This is a genomic window from Cobetia sp. MC34, from assembly GCF_018340035.1.
In the GTDB taxonomy this organism is placed as follows: Bacteria; Pseudomonadota; Gammaproteobacteria; order Pseudomonadales; family Halomonadaceae; genus Cobetia; species Cobetia amphilecti.
Genome location: NZ_JADPPY010000012.1, coordinates 1 through 17,988, shown reverse-complemented (window position 1 = coordinate 17,988; position 17,988 = coordinate 1). Strand labels below are relative to the sequence as shown.

The 17,988-nt window shown below is 60.5% G+C and carries 11 protein-coding genes, 4 tRNA genes and 1 rRNA gene; all 16 read right to left on the bottom strand.

All coding sequences use genetic code 11. The annotated features are described in order from the left end of the window. Window positions 1-98: 98 nt before the first annotated feature. Window positions 99-4,340, bottom strand: a complete 4,242-nt coding sequence (gene rpoC, locus IZU87_RS08435; RefSeq protein WP_043334882.1) for a DNA-directed RNA polymerase subunit beta' — start codon at window positions 4,338-4,340, stop codon at window positions 99-101. An 88-nt stretch (window positions 4,341-4,428) separates the two neighbouring features. Further along, on the bottom strand, window positions 4,429-8,505 hold the full coding sequence (gene rpoB, locus IZU87_RS08430) for a DNA-directed RNA polymerase subunit beta (protein ID WP_213114255.1): 4,077 nt from the start codon (window positions 8,503-8,505) through the stop codon (window positions 4,429-4,431). A gap of 206 nt (window positions 8,506-8,711) precedes the next feature. Then, window positions 8,712-9,077 carry a 50S ribosomal protein L7/L12 gene (gene rplL, locus IZU87_RS08425; protein WP_054556899.1) on the bottom strand — a complete coding sequence of 122 codons (366 nt, stop codon included), beginning with the start codon at window positions 9,075-9,077 and terminating at the stop codon, window positions 8,712-8,714. Window positions 9,078-9,169: 92 nt separating this feature from the next. After that, on the bottom strand, window positions 9,170-9,676 hold the full coding sequence (rplJ, locus tag IZU87_RS08420; protein WP_054556898.1) for a 50S ribosomal protein L10: 507 nt from the start codon (window positions 9,674-9,676) through the stop codon (window positions 9,170-9,172). A gap of 261 nt (window positions 9,677-9,937) precedes the next feature. Continuing rightward, window positions 9,938-10,630: a 50S ribosomal protein L1 gene (rplA, locus tag IZU87_RS08415; RefSeq protein WP_054556897.1), complete on the bottom strand. Its 693-nt coding sequence runs from the start codon at window positions 10,628-10,630 to the stop codon at window positions 9,938-9,940. Between the two features lie 2 nt (window positions 10,631-10,632). Beyond that, on the bottom strand, window positions 10,633-11,064 hold the full coding sequence (rplK, locus tag IZU87_RS08410; RefSeq protein ID WP_043334893.1) for a 50S ribosomal protein L11: 432 nt from the start codon (window positions 11,062-11,064) through the stop codon (window positions 10,633-10,635). A 120-nt stretch (window positions 11,065-11,184) separates the two neighbouring features. Further along, a complete protein-coding gene (gene nusG / locus IZU87_RS08405; protein WP_043334895.1) occupies window positions 11,185-11,718 on the bottom strand; it encodes a transcription termination/antitermination protein NusG in 534 nt (177 codons plus the stop codon). Between the two features lie 10 nt (window positions 11,719-11,728). Continuing rightward, window positions 11,729-12,097, bottom strand: coding sequence for a preprotein translocase subunit SecE (secE, locus tag IZU87_RS08400; RefSeq protein WP_043334897.1), 369 nt, complete (start codon window positions 12,095-12,097; stop codon window positions 11,729-11,731). Between the two features lie 77 nt (window positions 12,098-12,174). Beyond that, window positions 12,175-12,250 (bottom strand) — tRNA-Trp (locus tag IZU87_RS08395). A gap of 163 nt (window positions 12,251-12,413) precedes the next feature. Then, window positions 12,414-12,488: transfer RNA gene (locus IZU87_RS08390), tRNA-Thr, on the bottom strand. A gap of 35 nt (window positions 12,489-12,523) precedes the next feature. Then, window positions 12,524-12,597: transfer RNA gene (locus tag IZU87_RS08385), tRNA-Gly, on the bottom strand. 46 nt (window positions 12,598-12,643) lie between these two features. Beyond that, window positions 12,644-12,727, bottom strand: a tRNA-Tyr gene (locus tag IZU87_RS08380). Between the two features lie 109 nt (window positions 12,728-12,836). Further along, window positions 12,837-13,676, bottom strand: a complete 840-nt coding sequence (locus IZU87_RS08375) for a type III pantothenate kinase (protein WP_054556896.1) — start codon at window positions 13,674-13,676, stop codon at window positions 12,837-12,839. Then, complete coding sequence (locus IZU87_RS08370) at window positions 13,673-14,653, bottom strand: biotin--[acetyl-CoA-carboxylase] ligase (RefSeq protein WP_043334904.1); 981 nt, start codon at window positions 14,651-14,653, stop codon at window positions 13,673-13,675. Before IZU87_RS08370 ends, IZU87_RS08375 begins: the two co-directional genes overlap by 4 nt. A gap of 91 nt (window positions 14,654-14,744) precedes the next feature. Then, window positions 14,745-17,702: a DUF2339 domain-containing protein gene (locus tag IZU87_RS08365; protein WP_213114254.1), complete on the bottom strand. Its 2,958-nt coding sequence runs from the start codon at window positions 17,700-17,702 to the stop codon at window positions 14,745-14,747. A 180-nt stretch (window positions 17,703-17,882) separates the two neighbouring features. Beyond that, window positions 17,883-17,988, bottom strand: a 5S ribosomal RNA gene (gene rrf / locus IZU87_RS08360); the annotation flags it as partial.

Sequence of the window (17,988 nt, the reverse complement as noted above, 5' to 3'; positions counted from 1 at the left end):
GACAGGATTCACCCGCCCTATTGTTAAAGGCTGCATATTCTAGGGCTTGGGCCACAAGGGCGTCAACCCCGCCGTCAGAGACGGCGGGGCGCAAGACCTCAGAGGTCGTCGTCGTCCGCGTCGAGGGCAGTGAGCTGAGCGCCCAATTCCTGCTCGACGTCCTGTGCCGACGGGGCCGGTGCGAGCGGCAGGCCATCGCGACGGCGGCGACGCTCGTCGTGATAGGCCAGGCCAGTACCCGCCGGAATCAGGCGACCGACCACGACATTCTCCTTCAGACCACGGAGATAATCGCGCTTGCCGGTGACAGATGCCTCGGTCAGAACTCGCGTGGTTTCCTGGAAGGACGCCGCGGAGATGAACGATTCAGTTGCCAGGCTCGCCTTGGTGATACCGAGCAGGATGCGATCGAACTTGGCCGGGAACTTGCCGTCGGCCTCGAGACGCATGTTTTCTTCGACGACGCGGGCGTATTCCACCTGGTCGCCTGTAATGAAGGTGGAATCGCCAGAATCGGTGATCTCGACCTTGCGCAGCATCTGACGCACGATGACTTCGATGTGCTTGTCGTTGATGCCGACACCCTGGAGGCGATAGACCTCCTGGACTTCGGTGGTGATGTACTTGGTCATTTCCGCGACGCCGAGCAGACGCAGGATATCGTGCGGGTTGCTCGGGCCATCGGAGATGACTTCACCCTTCTCGACCGTTTCACCTTCGAAGACGCTGATCTGGCGCCATTTCGGGATCAACAGCTCGAACGGATCACCTTCCACCGGCGTGATGGTCAGACGACGCTTGCCTTTGGTTTCCTTGCCGAAGGTCACGGTACCGGAGATCTCGGCCAGGATGGCCGGCTCTTTCGGACGACGTGCTTCGAACAGGTCGGCAACGCGCGGCAGACCACCGGTGATGTCCTTGTTACCGGACGCTTCCATCGGGATACGTGCGATGACGTCACCCACGCCGACGGCTGCGCCATTCTCGGCGGACACCACGGCATTGCCCGGCAGCAGGTACTGGACAGGCGTGTTCGAGCCCGGCAGTGTCACGTGCTTGCCGCTACCGTCTACCAGCATGATCATCGGACGCTTGTCACGGGCCGCGGACGGACGTGAAGCGCTTTCGATGACCTCGATGGAGGACAGGCCGGTCATTTCGTCAGTGGTACGGTTGATGGTCTGGCCATCTTCCATGTCCGTGAACTGCACCTGACCCGCGACTTCCGCGACGATCGGGTGAGTGTGCGGATCCCACTTGGCGACGGACTGGCCAGAGGCCACCGGATCGCCGTCACGTACGGACAGCTCAGCACCGTACGGGAGCTTGTAGAATTCGCGCTCACGGCCGTGGTCATCCGCCACTGCCAGTGCGCTGGAACGTGAGACGACAATCAGCTTGCCATCGGCACGTTCGACCGACTTGATGTTGTGCAGACGCACGCTGCCGCCATGCTTGACCTGGACACTGTCCACGGCGGAGGCACGCGAAGCGGCACCACCGATGTGGAAGGTACGCATGGTCAGCTGGGTACCCGGCTCACCGATGGACTGTGCCGCGATGACACCGATGGCTTCACCGACGTTGACCTGATGGCCACGCGCCAGGTCACGACCGTAACAGGCCGAGCAGACACCGTGCACGGTTTCACAACCGATGGTGGTACGCACGATGATCTCATCGACGCCCATGGTATCGAGCTGAGCACACCAGGCTTCGTCGAGCAGCGTACCGCGTGCGATCAGGACCTCATCAGAGACCGGATCGATCACGTCCTGCGCCACGACACGACCCAGCACACGCTGGGACAGCGGGACGATGATGTCACCGCCTTCGATGACCGGGTGCAGAATCAGACCTTCCTGAGTGCCGCAATCCGCTTCGGTGATGACCAGATCCTGGGCAACATCGACCAGACGACGGGTCAGGTAACCGGAGTTGGCGGTCTTCAGTGCCGTATCCGCCAGACCCTTACGGGCACCGTGCGTGGAGATGAAGTACTGGAGTACGTTCAGACCTTCACGGAAGTTGGCGGTGATCGGCGTCTCGATGATCGAGCCATCCGGCTTGGCCATCAGGCCACGCATACCAGCCAGCTGACGAATCTGTGCGGCGGAACCACGCGCACCGGAGTCGGCCATGATGAAGACGCTATTGAAGGAGTCCTGCTCCATCGGCTTGCCGTCTTCGTCATTGACCACTTCACCTTTCCAGTTGACGACGGTCTCTTTCGAGATACCTGCCATCATCTCCTTGGCGACACGGTCGTTGGCACGCGCCCAGATATCGATGACCTTGTTGTACTTCTCGCCCGCGGTCACGAGACCGGAGGAGAACTGGTCTTCGATCTCTTTCACTTCGTCTTCGGCCGCGTCGATGATGACCTTCTTCGCGTCCGGGATGACGAAGTCGTTGACGCCGATGGAGGCGCCGGACCAGGTCGCGAGACGGAAGCCGGTGTACATCAGCTGGTCAGCGAAGATGACGGTGTCCTTCAGACCGACACGACGGTACGCCTCGTTGATCAGACCGGAGATGGCTTTCTTCTTCATCACCTGGTTGATCAGCTCGAACGGCATGCCCTTCGGCAGAATGCGGAACAGCAGTGCGCGACCGATGGTGGTGTCGTGCAGGGACGTCTTCTCGTACAGCTCGCCGGACTCTTCGTCCTTGAGTGTCTCGGTCAGACGGACCTTGACCATCGCGTGCAGGTGAGCGCTGTGCGTACCGAAGGCACGCTCGACTTCACCCAGGTTCGCGAAGGCCATGCCCTCACCCTTGGCACCGATCTTCTCGCGGGTCATGTAATACAGACCCAGCACGACGTCCTGGGACGGCACGATGATCGGCTCGCCATTGGCCGGCGACAGCACGTTGTTGGTCGACATCATCAACGCACGCGCTTCCAGCTGGGCTTCCAGCGTCAGCGGTACGTGGACAGCCATCTGGTCACCATCAAAGTCGGCGTTGTACGCAGCGCAGACCAGCGGGTGCAGTTGGATGGCCTTGCCTTCGATCAGCAGCGGCTCGAACGCCTGGATACCCAGACGGTGCAGAGTCGGGGCACGGTTCAGCAGCACCGGGTGCTCGCGGATGACGTCGGCGAGGAAATCCCAGACTTCCGGGGCTTCGCGCTCGACCATCTTCTTGGCGGCCTTGATGGTGCTGGCGTGACCGGAGGCCTGCAGTTTGGCGTAGATGAACGGCTTGAACAGCTCAAGCGCCATCTTCTTCGGCAGACCACACTGGTGCAGACGCAGGGTCGGGCCGACGGTGATGACGGAACGACCGGAGTAGTCGACACGCTTGCCCAGCAGGTTCTGACGGAAACGACCCTGCTTGCCCTTGATCATGTCGGCCAGCGACTTCAGCGGACGCTTGTTGGAACCGGTGATGGCGCGACCGCGACGACCGTTGTCGAGCAGTGCATCCACGGATTCCTGCAGCATGCGCTTCTCGTTGCGCACGATGATGTCCGGCGCATTGAGGTCGAGCAGACGCTTGAGGCGGTTGTTGCGGTTGATCACACGACGATACAGATCGTTCAGATCCGAGGTCGCGAAGCGGCCGCCGTCCAGCGGTACCAGCGGACGCAGGTCCGGCGGCAGCACTGGCAGCACTTCCATGATCATCCAGCCCGGCTTGTTGCCGGAATAGTAGAAGGCTTCCAGCAGCTTGAGGCGCTTGGACAGCTTCTTGATCTTGGTCTCGGAGTTGGTCTGCGGAATCTCTTCACGCAGGCGCTCGACCTCTTCTTCCAGCTCGATGTCCTCGAGCAGCGCCTTGATGGCCTCGGCACCCATGCGGGCGTCGAAATCATCACCGAACTCTTCCAGCGCTTCGAAGTACTGCTCATCGTTGAGCAGATGACCCTTCTCGAGGGTCGTCATGCCCGGATCGATGACCACGAAGCTTTCGAAGTACAGCACGCGCTCGATATCACGCAGAGTCATGTCGAGCAGCATGCCGATACGGGACGGCAGAGACTTCAGGAACCAGATATGCGCGACCGGGCTCGCCAGTTCGATGTGAGCCATACGCTCACGACGCACTGCCGCCTTGGTCACTTCAACGCCACACTTCTCACAGATGATGCCGCGATGCTTCATCCGCTTGTACTTGCCACACAGGCACTCGTAGTCCTTCACCGGGCCAAAGATCTTGGCACAGAAAAGACCATCACGTTCCGGCTTGAATGTCCGGTAGTTGATGGTTTCAGGCTTCTTCACTTCACCAAAAGACCACGAGCGAATCATGTCCGGAGACGCCAGGGTAATCTTGATGGCGTCGAATTCTTCGGACTGCGCCTGCGATTTGAGAACTTTCACCAAATCTTTCATGGGTCGCTCCGTTGCGGAGTTGTCATGGGCAAAGCCTGGCTGCTGACACCAGGCTTTGCGGACCGTCAATACTTGTGGCTTTTCGGCGTCAGCCTTCCAGCTCCATGTCGATACCCAGCGAGCGGATTTCCTTCACCAGCACGTTGAAGGATTCGGGCATGCCCGCCTGCATGGTGTGATCGCCATCTACGATGCTCTTGTACATCTTGGTACGGCCTTCCACGTCATCGGACTTGACCGTGAGCATCTCCTGGAGGGTGTAGGCAGCGCCGTACGCCTCGAGGGCCCAGACCTCCATCTCACCGAAGCGCTGACCACCAAACTGCGCCTTACCACCCAGCGGCTGCTGCGTGACGAGGGAGTAGGAGCCGGTCGAACGCGCATGCATCTTGTCATCCACCAGGTGGTTGAGCTTGAGCATGTACATGTAACCGACGGTCACCTTGCGATCGAACTTCTCGCCGGTGCGGCCATCGTAGAGGTCCATCTGTCCGGAATCAGGGATACCGGCCAGCGTGAGCAACTGCTTGATCTCGTGTTCCTTGGCGCCATCGAAGACCGGCGTTGCCATCGGCACGCCCTTCTTCAGGTTGTGCGCCATGGTGATGATTTCATCATCGCTGAGCACGGAGAGGTCTTCCTGGCGACCGCCGACGGTGTTGTACACCTTGTCGAGGAATTCGCGGATCTGCTTGACCTGCTCGGCACGTTCTTCGCGCAGCATGTGCTCGATCTTCACACCCAGACCACGCGCGGCCATGCCGAGGTGGGTCTCGAGGATCTGACCGACGTTCATGCGCGACGGTACACCCAGCGGGTTCAGCACGACGTCAACCGACTCGCCATTGCCATCGAACGGCATGTCTTCGACCGGCATGATCGCGGAGATGACACCCTTGTTACCGTGACGACCGGCCATCTTGTCACCCGGCTGGATACGACGCTTCACGGCGACGTACACCTTGACGATCTTGAGCACGCCCGGTGCCAGATCATCACCCTGGGTGAGCTTGCGCTTCTTGTCTTCGAAGCGCTCGTCCATCTCGCGACGACGGATCTCGAGCTGCTCATCGGCCTGAGCCAGCAGTTCGTTGAGAGACTCGTCCTGCAGACGCAGCTTGAACCACTCCTGGCGCGGCAGTGCTTCCAGGTAGTCATCGGTCAGCACGTCGCCCTTCTTGAGCTTCGGACCACCGTTGACGGCCTGACCGACCAGGTTGCGCTGCATACGCTCGAAGGTCGCCTCTTCCGCGATGCGGTAGGTTTCCTGCAGGTCCTTGCGGACCTCGGCCAGCTGCATCTGCTCGATGGAGAGCGCACGCTGATCCTTCTCGACGCCGTCACGGGTGAAGACCTGAACGTCGATGACGGTGGCCTTCATGCCGGTCGGGGCACGCAGAGAGGTGTCCTTAACGTCGGACGCCTTCTCGCCGAAGATGGCACGCAACAGCTTCTCTTCCGGCGTCAGCTGGGTCTCGCCCTTCGGCGTGACCTTGCCGACCAGGATGTCGCCCGGGTTCAGCTCGGCACCGATGTAGACGACACCGGACTCATCCAGCTTGGAGAGTGCGGATTCGCCGACATTCGGGATATCGGAAGTGATTTCTTCCGGCCCGAGCTTGGTGTCACGCGCGACACAGGTCAGTTCCTGGATATGGATGGTGGTGAAGCGATCTTCCTGCACCACACGCTCCGAGAACAGGATGGAATCCTCGAAGTTGAAGCCGTTCCAGGGCATGAACGCCAGGCGCATGTTCTGACCCAGGGCCAGATCACCCATGTCGACGGACGGGCCGTCGGCCAGGATGTCGCCGATGGCGACTTCGTCGCCAGGGCGCACGATCGGGCGCTGGTTCTGACAGGTATTCTGGTTCGAGCGCACGTACTTGGTCAGGTTGTAGATATCAACGCCGGCTTCACCGCCGATGATCTCTTCTTCCCGCACACGTACGACGATGCGCTTGGCATCGACGGAATCGATGACGCCGCCACGACGTGCCACGGCGCAGACGCCGGAGTCACGCGCCACGAAGCGCTCCATGCCGGTACCGACCAGCGGCTTGTCAGCCTTCAGAGTCGGAACGGCCTGACGCTGCATGTTCGCACCCATCAAGGCGCGGTTGGCATCATCGTGCTCGAGGAACGGGATCAGTGCGGCAGCGACAGAGACGACCTGACGCGGAGACACGTCCATCATGGTGACCTTTTCCGGCGCCATGAAGGTGGTCTCGCCACGGTGACGAACCTGAACCAGGTCGTCGACCAGACGGCCGTTCTCGTCGACGGTCGCGGAGGCCTGGGCGATGATGAAATCGCCTTCCTCGATCGCGGACAGATCGACGACATCGTCGGTGACCTGACAATCCACGACCTTGCGGTACGGCGTCTCGAGGAAGCCATAGCTGTTGGTCTTGGAGTAGGTCGCCAGCGAGTTGATCAGACCGATGTTCGGGCCTTCCGGCGTTTCGATCGGGCACAGACGGCCGTAGTGCGTGGCGTGAACGTCACGAACTTCGAAGCCGGCGCGCTCACGGGTCAGACCACCCGGGCCAAGCGCGGAGACACGGCGCTTGTGCGTCACTTCGGACAGCGGGTTGTTCTGATCCATGAACTGGGAGAGCTGGCTGGAACCGAAGAATTCCTTCACCGCCGCCGCAACCGGCTTGGCGTTGATGAGATCCTGCGGCATCAGGCCTTCGCTCTCGGCCATGGACAGACGCTCCTTGACCGCACGCTCGACGCGGACCAGACCGACACGGAACTGGTTTTCCGCCATTTCGCCCACAGAGCGAATACGACGGTTGCCCAGGTGGTCGATGTCATCGACATCGCCATTGCCGTTACGGATGCTGATCAGCTCCTTCATGACGGTCAGGATATCGTCCTGATCGAGCACGCCGCTGCCGGTATCGCTTTCGCGACGCAGGCGACGGTTGAACTTCATGCGGCCCACGCCCGACAGGTCGTAGCGGTCTTCGCTGAAGAACAGGTTCTGGAACAGTGACTCTGCTGCATCCTTGGTGGGCGGCTCGCCCGGACGCATCATGCGGTAGATCTCGACCAATGCCTCGAGCTGGTTACGCGTGGTATCCAGTTTCAGGGTATCGGACACGAACGGACCGCAATCCAGGTCGTTGGTGTAGATGACTTCGAACTGGGTGATCTTGGCCTGAGCCATCTTCTCCAGCAGTTCCGGAGTGATCTCGCTGTTGCTTTCGCAGACCAGCTCACCAGTGGCCGGATCGATCTGATCCTGGGCCAGCACCTTGCCGTACAGGTAGTCCATCGGCACTTCGAGACGCTCGAGGCCGGAGGCTTCCATCTGACGGACGTGCTTCTGTGTAATACGACGACCTTCCTCCACGATCACGCTACCGTCGGCATCCTTGATGTCGAAGGCGGCGGTTTCGCCACGCAGACGTGCCGGCACCAGCTCAACGGAGAAGCCGCTGCGCTCGATGTGGTACATCGTGGTGTCGAAGAACGTACCGAGAATCTCTTCGCTGGTCATGCCCATGGCACGCAGCAGAACGGAAGCCGGCAGCTTGCGACGACGGTCGATACGGACGTAGACGTTGTCCTTCGGATCAAACTCGAAGTCCAACCAGGAACCGCGGTAAGGAATCACACGTGCGGAGTACAGCAGCTTGCCGGACGAGTGGCTCTTGCCCTTGTCGTGGTCGAAGAACACACCCGGCGAGCGGTGCAGCTGTGACACGATGACACGTTCGGTACCATTGATGACGAAGGTACCGTTCTCTGTCATCAGGGGGATTTCCCCCATGTAGACTTCCTGCTCCTTGATGTCCTTGATCGCCTTGTTCGACGATTCCTTGTCATAGATCATCAGGCGCACTTTCACGCGCAGCGGTGCAGAGTAAGTGACTCCGCGCAGCTGACATTCCTTGACGTCGAACGCCGGCGTACCGAAGCGGTAGCTGACATACTCGAGCGCTGCGTTGCCAGAGAAGCTGGCAATCGGGAACACGGACTTGAAGGCAGCGTGAAGGCCGACTTCCAGGCGCTGTTCTGGCGCCCTGTCCTGCTGGAGAAAGTCGTGGTAGGAATCAAGCTGGATGGCCAGCAGGTAAGGCACATCCATCACTTGGGGCAGTTTGCCAAAATCCTTGCGGATGCGTTTTTTCTCAGTGTATGAGTAAGCCATCTGTATTCCCCAGCTTGTTCACCTTGGGTGACCGATGCGTGGTCGGCTCATACCTGATGGCGCGGCGATGTCCATCAGGCGCGGACGGCAAGCCTCCCTTGCGGGCTGGCTCGCCGTCATAATTCGTCTTGCAACAGAAAAAGGCTGGTGGCGGAGTCCGCCACCAGCCAGGAAGCTTACGCAGCGTGCGCAGCCTGGAACACGAGTTACTTGAGTTCCACGGACGCGCCAGCTTCTTCCAGCTTCTTCTTAGCTGCTTCTGCATCTTCCTTGCTCACGCCTTCTTTCAGGGTGGCCGGAGCGCCGTCAACAGCTGCCTTGGCTTCTTTCAGGCCCAGGCCAGTCAGTTCACGAACAGCCTTGATGACGTTGACTTTCTTGTCACCAGCAGCAGTCAGAACGATGTCGAACTCGGTCTGCTCTTCAACAGCTTCAGCGGCAGCCGGGCCAGCAGCGACGGCGGCAGCGGCAGAAACGCCGAACTTCTCTTCCATTGCTTCGATCAGCTCAGCCACTTCCATGACGGTCATGTCAGCGACGGCGTTGATGATGTCTTCTTTGGTCAGTGCCATTTTAGCAATCCTAAACTTTGCGGAGCAAAGATGCTCAGTCAAACGGAAATCGATTCAGGCTGCACGAGACAGCCAGGAGGTCAAAGCGCTGCTTACGCGGCGGCTTCGGCTTCCTTCTGATCGCGCAGTGCTGCGATAGTACGGACCAGCTTGCCTGCAGAAGCTTCCTTCATGACAGACAGCAGCTTGGACAGTGCTTCATCGCGGGTCGGCAGAGATGCCAGACGGTCGATATTCGCCGCCGGGATGAACTCGCCTTCGTAGGCCAATGCCTTGACTTCGAACGCCTCGACCTGCTTGGCAAATTCCTTGAACAGACGAGCGCCAGCGCCCGGGTGTTCCATGGAGAATGCAAGCAGAGTCGGGCCGACGAAGGACTCGTTCAGCACCTCGTAAGAGGTACCGGACAGCGCACGACGAGCCAGAGTGTTGCGAACAACACGCAGCTGGACGCCCGCTTCGCGGCACTGTTTGCGCAATTCGGTCATTGCACCAACAGTTACACCACGAGAGTCGGCAGCGACTACGGAGAGAGCACCCTTGGCGGTTTCGCTGACCTCAGCAACAATTGCCTTCTTGTCTTCGAGACCTAAAGCCACGGTGTTGACTCCATTTCGTGCCGGGGAACGAATTCCCCAGTGGTTTACCATCTCTCTCACCAGAACTGCGCGGGAGAGTCTTGGAGGATGGCTGCCACCAGCAGGGCTGGGACACCATCTGCGCAGGCTACGCGCAATGCAAGCATCGCGGCGCGATTAAGCCGGCCCCGTCACCGAGGTGACAAGGCCAGCGCCTGCGGTCTTTGACGGCGCCCCGCGGCTGAGCACGGGGACCGCAAAGTGAAACATTCTGAGACTGCCTTACGCGTACTTGGCGTGATCGACAGTCAGACCCGGGCCCATGGTGCTGGACAGGGTGATCTTCTTCAGGTAGATACCCTTGGAAGTGCTCGGCTTCAGCTTCTTGACTTCGGCCACCAGGGCGTCAATGTTACCCTGAATGGAGTCAGCACTGAAGTCGATCTTGCCGATACCGGCATGAATGATGCCGTTCTTGTCAGTACGGAAACGCACCTGACCAGCCTTGGCATTCTTCACGGCAGTCGCGACGTCAGGCGTCACGGTACCGACTTTCGGGTTCGGCATCAGGCCGCGCGGACCGAGGATCTGGCCCAGCTGACCGACAACGCGCATGGCATCCGGAGAAGCGATGACGACGTCGAAGTCCATCACGCCTTTCTTGACCTGTTCTGCCAGGTCGTCCATGCCGATCACGTCTGCACCGGCTTCCTTCGCTGCTTCAGCGTTGGCGCCCTGGGTGAAGACAGCGACGCGCACTTCGTTACCGGTGCCATTCGGCATCACGGTAGCGCCGCGAACGACCTGATCGGATTTACGCGGATCAACACCCAGGTTCAGAGAGACTTCGATGGTCTCCTTGAACTTGACGGTGGACAGCTCGGACAGCAGAGCAACAGCTTCTTCGACGCTGTAGACCTTGCCGGATTCAACTTTCGCGTTGATCGCCTGGGCGCGCTTTGAAATCTTGGCCATGATCAAAGACCCTCCACGTTCAGGCCCATGCTACGGGCAGTACCGGCGATGGTGCGAACAGCAGCGTCCAGATTGGAAGCTGTCAGGTCCGGTTCCTTGGTGGTCGCGATCTCTTCGAGCTGAGCGCGAGTCACGGTACCGACCTTCTTCTTGTTCGGCTCGCCAGAACCGGACTTCAGACCAGCCGCTTTCAGCAGCAGGACGGCCGCAGGCGGCGTCTTGGTGACGAAAGTGAAGCTACGGTCGGAGTAGACAGTGATGACCACGGGAGTCGGGAGACCCGGCTCGACGTTCTGGGTAGCGGCGTTGAACGCTTTACAGAACTCCATGATGTTGACACCGTGCTGACCGAGGGCAGGACCCACGGGCGGGCTCGGGTTAGCTTTACCGGCTGCAACCTGCAGCTTGATGTAAGCCTGTACTTTCTTGGCCATGATAGGACTCCAGTATGGGTGGTAGCGCCTTGCGGCTCCCCGTAAAACCGGGCCGCCTCAGGCGACCCGTCGTGTTGCCGTGATGCTCGTATTCAAACAGGTGAGATGATGATCCTGGGATCAGTCCTTCTCGACCTGGGAGAACTCGAGCTCCACCGGCGTAGCACGCCCGAAGATCAGCACGCTGACCTGCAGACGGCTCTTTTCGTAATTCACTTCTTCGACTACGCCATTGAAGTCCGCGAACGGACCATCAGTGACACGCACCGTTTCACCCGGCTCGAAGAGAGTCTTCGGACGCGGCTTGTCGGTGCCATCCTGAACGCGACGCAGCATGGCGTCAGCTTCTTTCTGGGTAATCGCTGCCGGCTTCTCCGGGGTTCCGCCAATGAAACCCATGACGCGCGGGGTTTCATTCACCAGGTGCCAGGACTGATCATTCATGTCCATCTCGACCAGCACGTAGCCCGGGTAGAACTTGCGCTCGCTCTTGCGGCGCTTGCCGTCACGCATTTCGACGATTTCTTCGACCGGCACGAGAATCTCACCGAAGTGATCTTCCATGGCATAAAGCTTCACACGCTCGTTGAGCGAACGCATGACCTGCTTTTCGAAACCGGAATAGGCGTGTATGACATACCAACGCTTGGACATGGAAACTCCGTTAACTGACGATGCCGGACATCAGCCAGCCGAGGGTGGTATCGATGAGCCATAGCAACAGGCCCACGATAAGCACGGCACCCAGCACGATGGCAGTTGTCTGGACAGTTTCCTGTCGGGTCGGCCAAACGACGCGCTGGATCTCGCGGCGCGCACTACTTGCCAGCTCGACAACATCACGGCCTTTGTTGGTCGTGATCGCCAGAGCAGCCGCTGCAACACCAAGCACGACGACGCCAAGCACGCGATAAAGCAGCGCTTGGTCAGCAAAATAGGCGTTGCCAGCAACAGCCAGCACAAGAAGAATGACAACGACCGACCACTTGAACCCGTCGTGGCGCGCTTCCTGCACCTCGGCGTTCTGTTTCATCAAAGAGACTCCTCAAGGGTGCAGCGATCGCTAGAATCGAGAATCGGTAAGAAGTCGAATACCATCCTGGGGAAGGATGGCAGGCCAGGAGGGAATCGAACCCCCAACCTGCGGTTTTGGAGACCGCTGCTCTGCCAATTGAGCTACTGGCCTGTAACACTTGCGTGTTCCAGAGACTAAAAACAAGGCTGAATGAACAGCGGGCGCCATCATAGCTGAGACAACCCAAACTGACAAGCCTTATCTTTGACCGCGACCTGGGAGGTCGTCGGAAACGAAAAAGACGAGCCAAACTGCGACTCGCCTTTCCGTTGTATGGAGCTCGTGGGCGGATTTGAACCGCCGACCTCACCCTTACCAAGGGTGTGCTCTACCCCTGAGCTACACGAGCAAAACCTTTGCGCAATCTCGACTGGCGAGATGAACTGGAGCGGGCAGCGGGAATCGAACCCGCGTCATCAGCTTGGAAGGCTGAGGTTCTACCATTAAACTATGCCCGCTTTCCAACTCTTGCTGCCCTGATGCACGCGGCATCATAAGCGAATCTGGTGGTGGGGGAAGGATTCGAACCTTCGAAGCTTTCGCGGCAGATTTACAGTCTGCTCCCTTTGGCCACTCGGGAACCCCACCATCTGTGACGACGAACCTTACGTCGCTTGGGATACGCTGTCAAGTGCTTGATTTCATTCTACTTCAAGCGCTTGAGGGAATGTATCGCCTCAGAACGGGACGTAGTATGTCAAAGCATCTGGGTGAGCGCAAGCCCTGAGCGAAGTTTTTCTAGATCAGGCACTCGCGGCTGGTCGGGCGCACCTGACAGGCGCCCTGCCCGCTCGGCAGCGGTCAATGGATACAGCGCCTCCAGGCCGGCATACACCATGTCTGGCCACAGCGCATGCGGCACCCGCAGACCGCGTGCCACCACCCGCGCGTCGCCGCCGGTCAGCAGCAGCGGCAAGGCTACCCCTTCGCGATCGCAGACCTCGGCATAGAGACGATTGACCGCGCTGACGGCCGCCATGTAGATGCCGTGATTGACGGCCTCTACCGTATTGCGACCCGGCGCGAGCAGCGTATCCACCTCGGTATCCGGGTCGATGGCCACATTGCGCGTGCCCAGCTTGAGGCTTTCCTTCATCAGACGCAGCCCCGGGAGAATATACCCCCCCAGATGCTTGCCACCCGGCAGCACGAAATCCACCGTGATCGCGCTACCGCAATCGACGCTGCAACAGCCCCCGGTGAGATGATGGCCGGCGAGTGCGCCCAACCAGCGATCGACGCCCAGGCGTTGCGGCTCTTCATAGCCGCAAGTGACGCCCAGCGCCTCCCGCGTCGAGTGCGCGACATGCACGACGCCGACCTGCTTGCGCAGCAACTCCACCGTCTCATCCAGCACCTGCTTGCGCGCCACGCTGGAGATACGCACGGCCGTGACGACATCCAGGTCAGGAATGTCCGCGCCCGGCCGCCACTCCTCTCGCGTCCAGACGGCGCCGCGCGAGCGGATCTCGCTGGAAACGGTGTCCTTGAGACGCCATTTTGACAAGGTGTTGCCGATATCAAGATCCAGAATCATGAGACGGCGCGCAGACTGATCTCGCCACCGGCGAGAGTGATGGTTTCGCCATTCATGCGCACCTCGAGATTTCCATTGATATCGACACCTTCTGCCACGGCTTCTTCTCGTCTGTCTCCGCGCAGAATCACCACATCACGCCCCTTGAAGGCATTGCGCTCATTCCAGCGCGCCTGCCATCCGGCAAAGCCCTGCGACTCGAACTCGGGCAACAGCGCCAGCAATGACTCCATCAGACGCGCGGCATAGCGATTGCGTGAAGCACCGGGAATGATGTCACGTACCGCAGCCACCGGTTGAGTGATCGCCTCGCGTCGGGAGGCCGGCAACTCGATGTTCATGCCGATACCGATGACGACATCACAGGGACCGGACACATCCCCTGTGACCTCGACCAGGATACCGGCGATCTTGGGTTGATCCTTCTGGATCTGCAGCAGGACATCGTTGGGCCACTTGAGGCGCGCGGGCAGGCCATCGGCCTCGAGCACCTCCGCCACCGCCACGCCGATCGCCAGACTCAGGCCCTCAAGCGATGCGGCGCCTGATTCGAAGCGCCAGCCAAGCGAGAAGACCAGGCTGCGCCCCCAGGGGGTTTCCCACTCACGCCCACGACGGCCACGCCCAGCCGATTGCACCTCAGCCAGACAGACCTCGGCATGGCCGGCTCCCTGACGAAAGCGCTCGCGGATGAAGGTATTGGTCGAGTCCACCGACTCCTCGACGAACAGGCGCGTCAGGTGTTTGCGAGTCTCGCGCGGCAGCGCCTCGATGATCTGTTGACCATCGAGCAACTCGATGGGGTTGGCCAGTCGATAGCCAAGCCCCTTGATGGCTTCCAGCGGAATGTCGAGCGCCTCAAGTTTCTTGAGCTGCTTCCAGACCGCCGTACGCGACACCCCGAGCTCTTCGCCCAGGGCCTCTCCGGAGTGGTAGCCACCATCTCCAAGCAGACGAATGAGATCACGGATGGTCATGCGGAGGCCTATCCCTGTGCAAAAGCGCACATTCTATCGGATTCATGGGCTTGCGAGCCAAGAACAACGACCAAAGATAACGCTCTTTTCGTCAATTCCGCTCCCCGGCACGCATTCCCGCCCCCGCCAGGCGATTGAACAAAGCGGAAAGCAGCATCAGGACACTGCCCAGTCCCAGCCATGAACCTACTCGCCACAGCCCCTCAAGGGTGGCGGTATCCCATACCCCCACCTTGATCACGGTGAGGATCAGAATGCCCTGTCCGATACGCTGCCAGTGTTGCTGCCCCACCTTGGCACCACTCACGACCAGAGCCGCCGCGACGACCAGCATCAGCACACTGTAGGCATATAGCTCCGCCTGCTCGATGCCATGCCATAGCCCCAGCTCAGCGCCATGCCAGCAATGCCGCAAGTTGAGCGCCAACCACCATCCGGCTGACAACAGACCGAGCACTTCACTCAGCCCGCGCATTCGTGAGCGTGACGCGGCGCTTCTCGCATCCACGTCCGATGCGCGCCTGGATGTCATGCGCCAGAGCATTGCGGCGCCGAGTGCAGGCAGGCCGTAGGCCGGCAGAAGCCAATTGACCAGCGGCCAGCTCCCGACATCCCCCGGGTGCCAGAGCGGATTGAAGATGCCCAGCACGCCGACACTCCAGAGAATCACGGCTGCTCCGCCAACCACCAGTGCCAGCACGCGATAGAGCTGCGTCCCTGCCCGGGCCTCAGCACCGTCGCCACGGGCACGCCAGGCATAGCTTGCCGCCACCCCGGCCAGCGCCAATACCTGCAGGGAAAGCTCCGCCAGGGTGAGGCTGCCCTCGAAGGGCTTTCCACCGGTCAACACATAACGGATTTCCATCACCACCGTCACGACGGCAAGCTGGACAACGGCACCTTCCAGCCAGCGCTGTGTCCGCGGGCGGCGGCGCATGCCGAGACTGGTCATGGCAACACAGGCCAATACCGGCAGCAGTATCTGCAGTGGCCAGTGCGCGATATCGGCATAGTCGTCATGCGCCATGCCATACATCAAGCGAGCCACGACACCCCACGCCAGCAAGCGTGACAGCTCAGCAAACACGGAGCGCGCCGCGGTATGCCCCTCGCGATACCAACGCCATTCACAAGCGGTCAAACCCAACAGCTGCAGCGCCAGCGCCAGGGTCAGCGATGGCCCCTCCAGCACTGCCACCAAGGCAAGGAATATCCCGGCCTGCGCCGGCAGCCACAGTCCTGCGGCAAGCTGAGCGCCTTCACGCGCCTGGAAGCGCATGGCACCTGCCCAGCACACCAGCCCCCAGATCAATGGCGGCAATCCTATGTTGACCAGCCCTGTGTTGATCAGCCTTCCTGCATCGTTCGCCTCGGCCGCCCATGGCATGACGCCCTGCCAGAGGGCCAGAGCCCATGCCAGCAGCGGCACCATGGTCGCCAATGCCCACCAGCAGGCTGCAAGCGGCCTCTCTGCTCTTTCACCGACATCATGACGTGGTCGCCAACTCGCCAGCGACAACAGGCCGACACTCAGTATCAGCGGGCTGATCAACGCGCTGCTCGACTGCGGTGCCGTCAGGGCAAGCCCCCACACCAGCAACCAGAGTGCGTTGCCAGCAACCACCATCGACCACAGCACCGCATGGCGGCGACTAGACCAGGCAATCACCAGCATCGGCATGAGACTAGCCAGCCACCCCTGTTGCCACTGGGACACACCGGAGCCGGCCATATCAGAAGGCGCCACCAAGGAGTCAAAGGAGACGCCATGCACGAGACTGCCCAGCCAGGGCAGCCAGAGTCCCAGCACGACGCTCACTGAGACAAGGCCCCCGGCGAGCCAGTGCTGACGCAGCTCAAGAGATGCGCGCCAGGGCAACCAGGTCGCAAGTGAGGTCTTCGCCTGTCGCTCATCCTTTTCTGCAGCGCCCGTGGATGACCCCCGCTCCCACAGATACCCCAACGCCAGCACGGCCAGCCAGACACCACCCACCCAGGGTAACAGCCCCACCAGCAATGTCGTGCCAGAGGTGATACCGAAGGGCATCAACAGCAACCACCAGGCGAGCGCTCCCACCAGGCCGCCCCAATACAGCCAGCTCACCGCGACCTGCCGGTACAGCACACGACACGCAGCCGCGATCACACCCGCATGCCCCAGCAACAGCAAGGTCGAGGCTTCCTGCCACTGCTGGTGAATGGGCAGCGCCAAAGGCAGAGCATATCCGCCCAACATGCCCAATGCTGCCAGCCATGGCCCATGGTGCCGCGCACGCTCCAACATCCACAGGCTCAAGGCTGCCAGCAGTGCGAAGGTGACCGGCATGGACACCAGCGAAAGCAGAAAGTGACCAGCCAGCAGGCTCGCCGCGAGCACCAGACTGCCGGCACCGCTGACGGCGCCGGTCAGACTCGATGACTGGGACGTACGCAGTCTCAGCCACTCGGCCAATACCGTCATGCTCAGGCCGAACCCGAGACCCAGCGACAGCCGTACCCCCGGCCCCAGTAAGCCCTGCTCAAGGGAGTACCCGACGAGCAGGATGCCTGCCATCACCAGAGACAAGGCACCCACAAGAATCATCCAGTGTTCCTGAAGCAGCGTCAGCAGACGTGACATGCCCCCCGGCAGCACCTCTGATACCTTGCTTGCAGGGTCTGCGCCCTGCCCCTTCTCGCCTGAACGACTGGAGGCAGCGCCATGCAACAAGCGCTGAAGTAGCCGGTAGGACAGAGAGTGGCCGCCACTGGATGATGCAGTGGTCCGCGAGTCGCTGATCGATGGCGTTGCATCGGCTGCTGCCAGTCCCTCCCGGGGCGGCACTTCGGCAGGCGATTTGTCCACACCCCCTTCTTGCAAGGGGGTGTGCATAACCGGAGCGCCATGAGCAGGAAGCTCGCGAGCAAGCCTGGCCTCCATATCGCGCAGTCGCTGCTCCAGCGCCTTGATGCGCAGCATGCTGAGCCACCCCATCAAGGAACCACCCAGTACCAGCAACGCCATCATGACGCCCACCAACATCAGCTCATCCATCGCCCAGCCCGTCATCGAAGAGTCGTGCTCAGAGACTACGGCATTTTGCCTGGCACCTCATGCTGTCAGTCTCTCAGCACCGTATTTGCACATTGAACGCAAAAAGCCCGACTCCTGGGGGAGCCGGGCTTTCTTTTCCTGCGCACAAAGAGAACCGCCCCTGCAGCAAGGCTACAGGGGCGGTTCGGTATAAGTGCCTGACGATGACCTACTCTCACATGGAGAAACTCCACACTACCATCGGCGCTAAGCGGTTTCACTTCCGAGTTCGGCATGGGATCGGGTGGTTCACGCTCGCTAT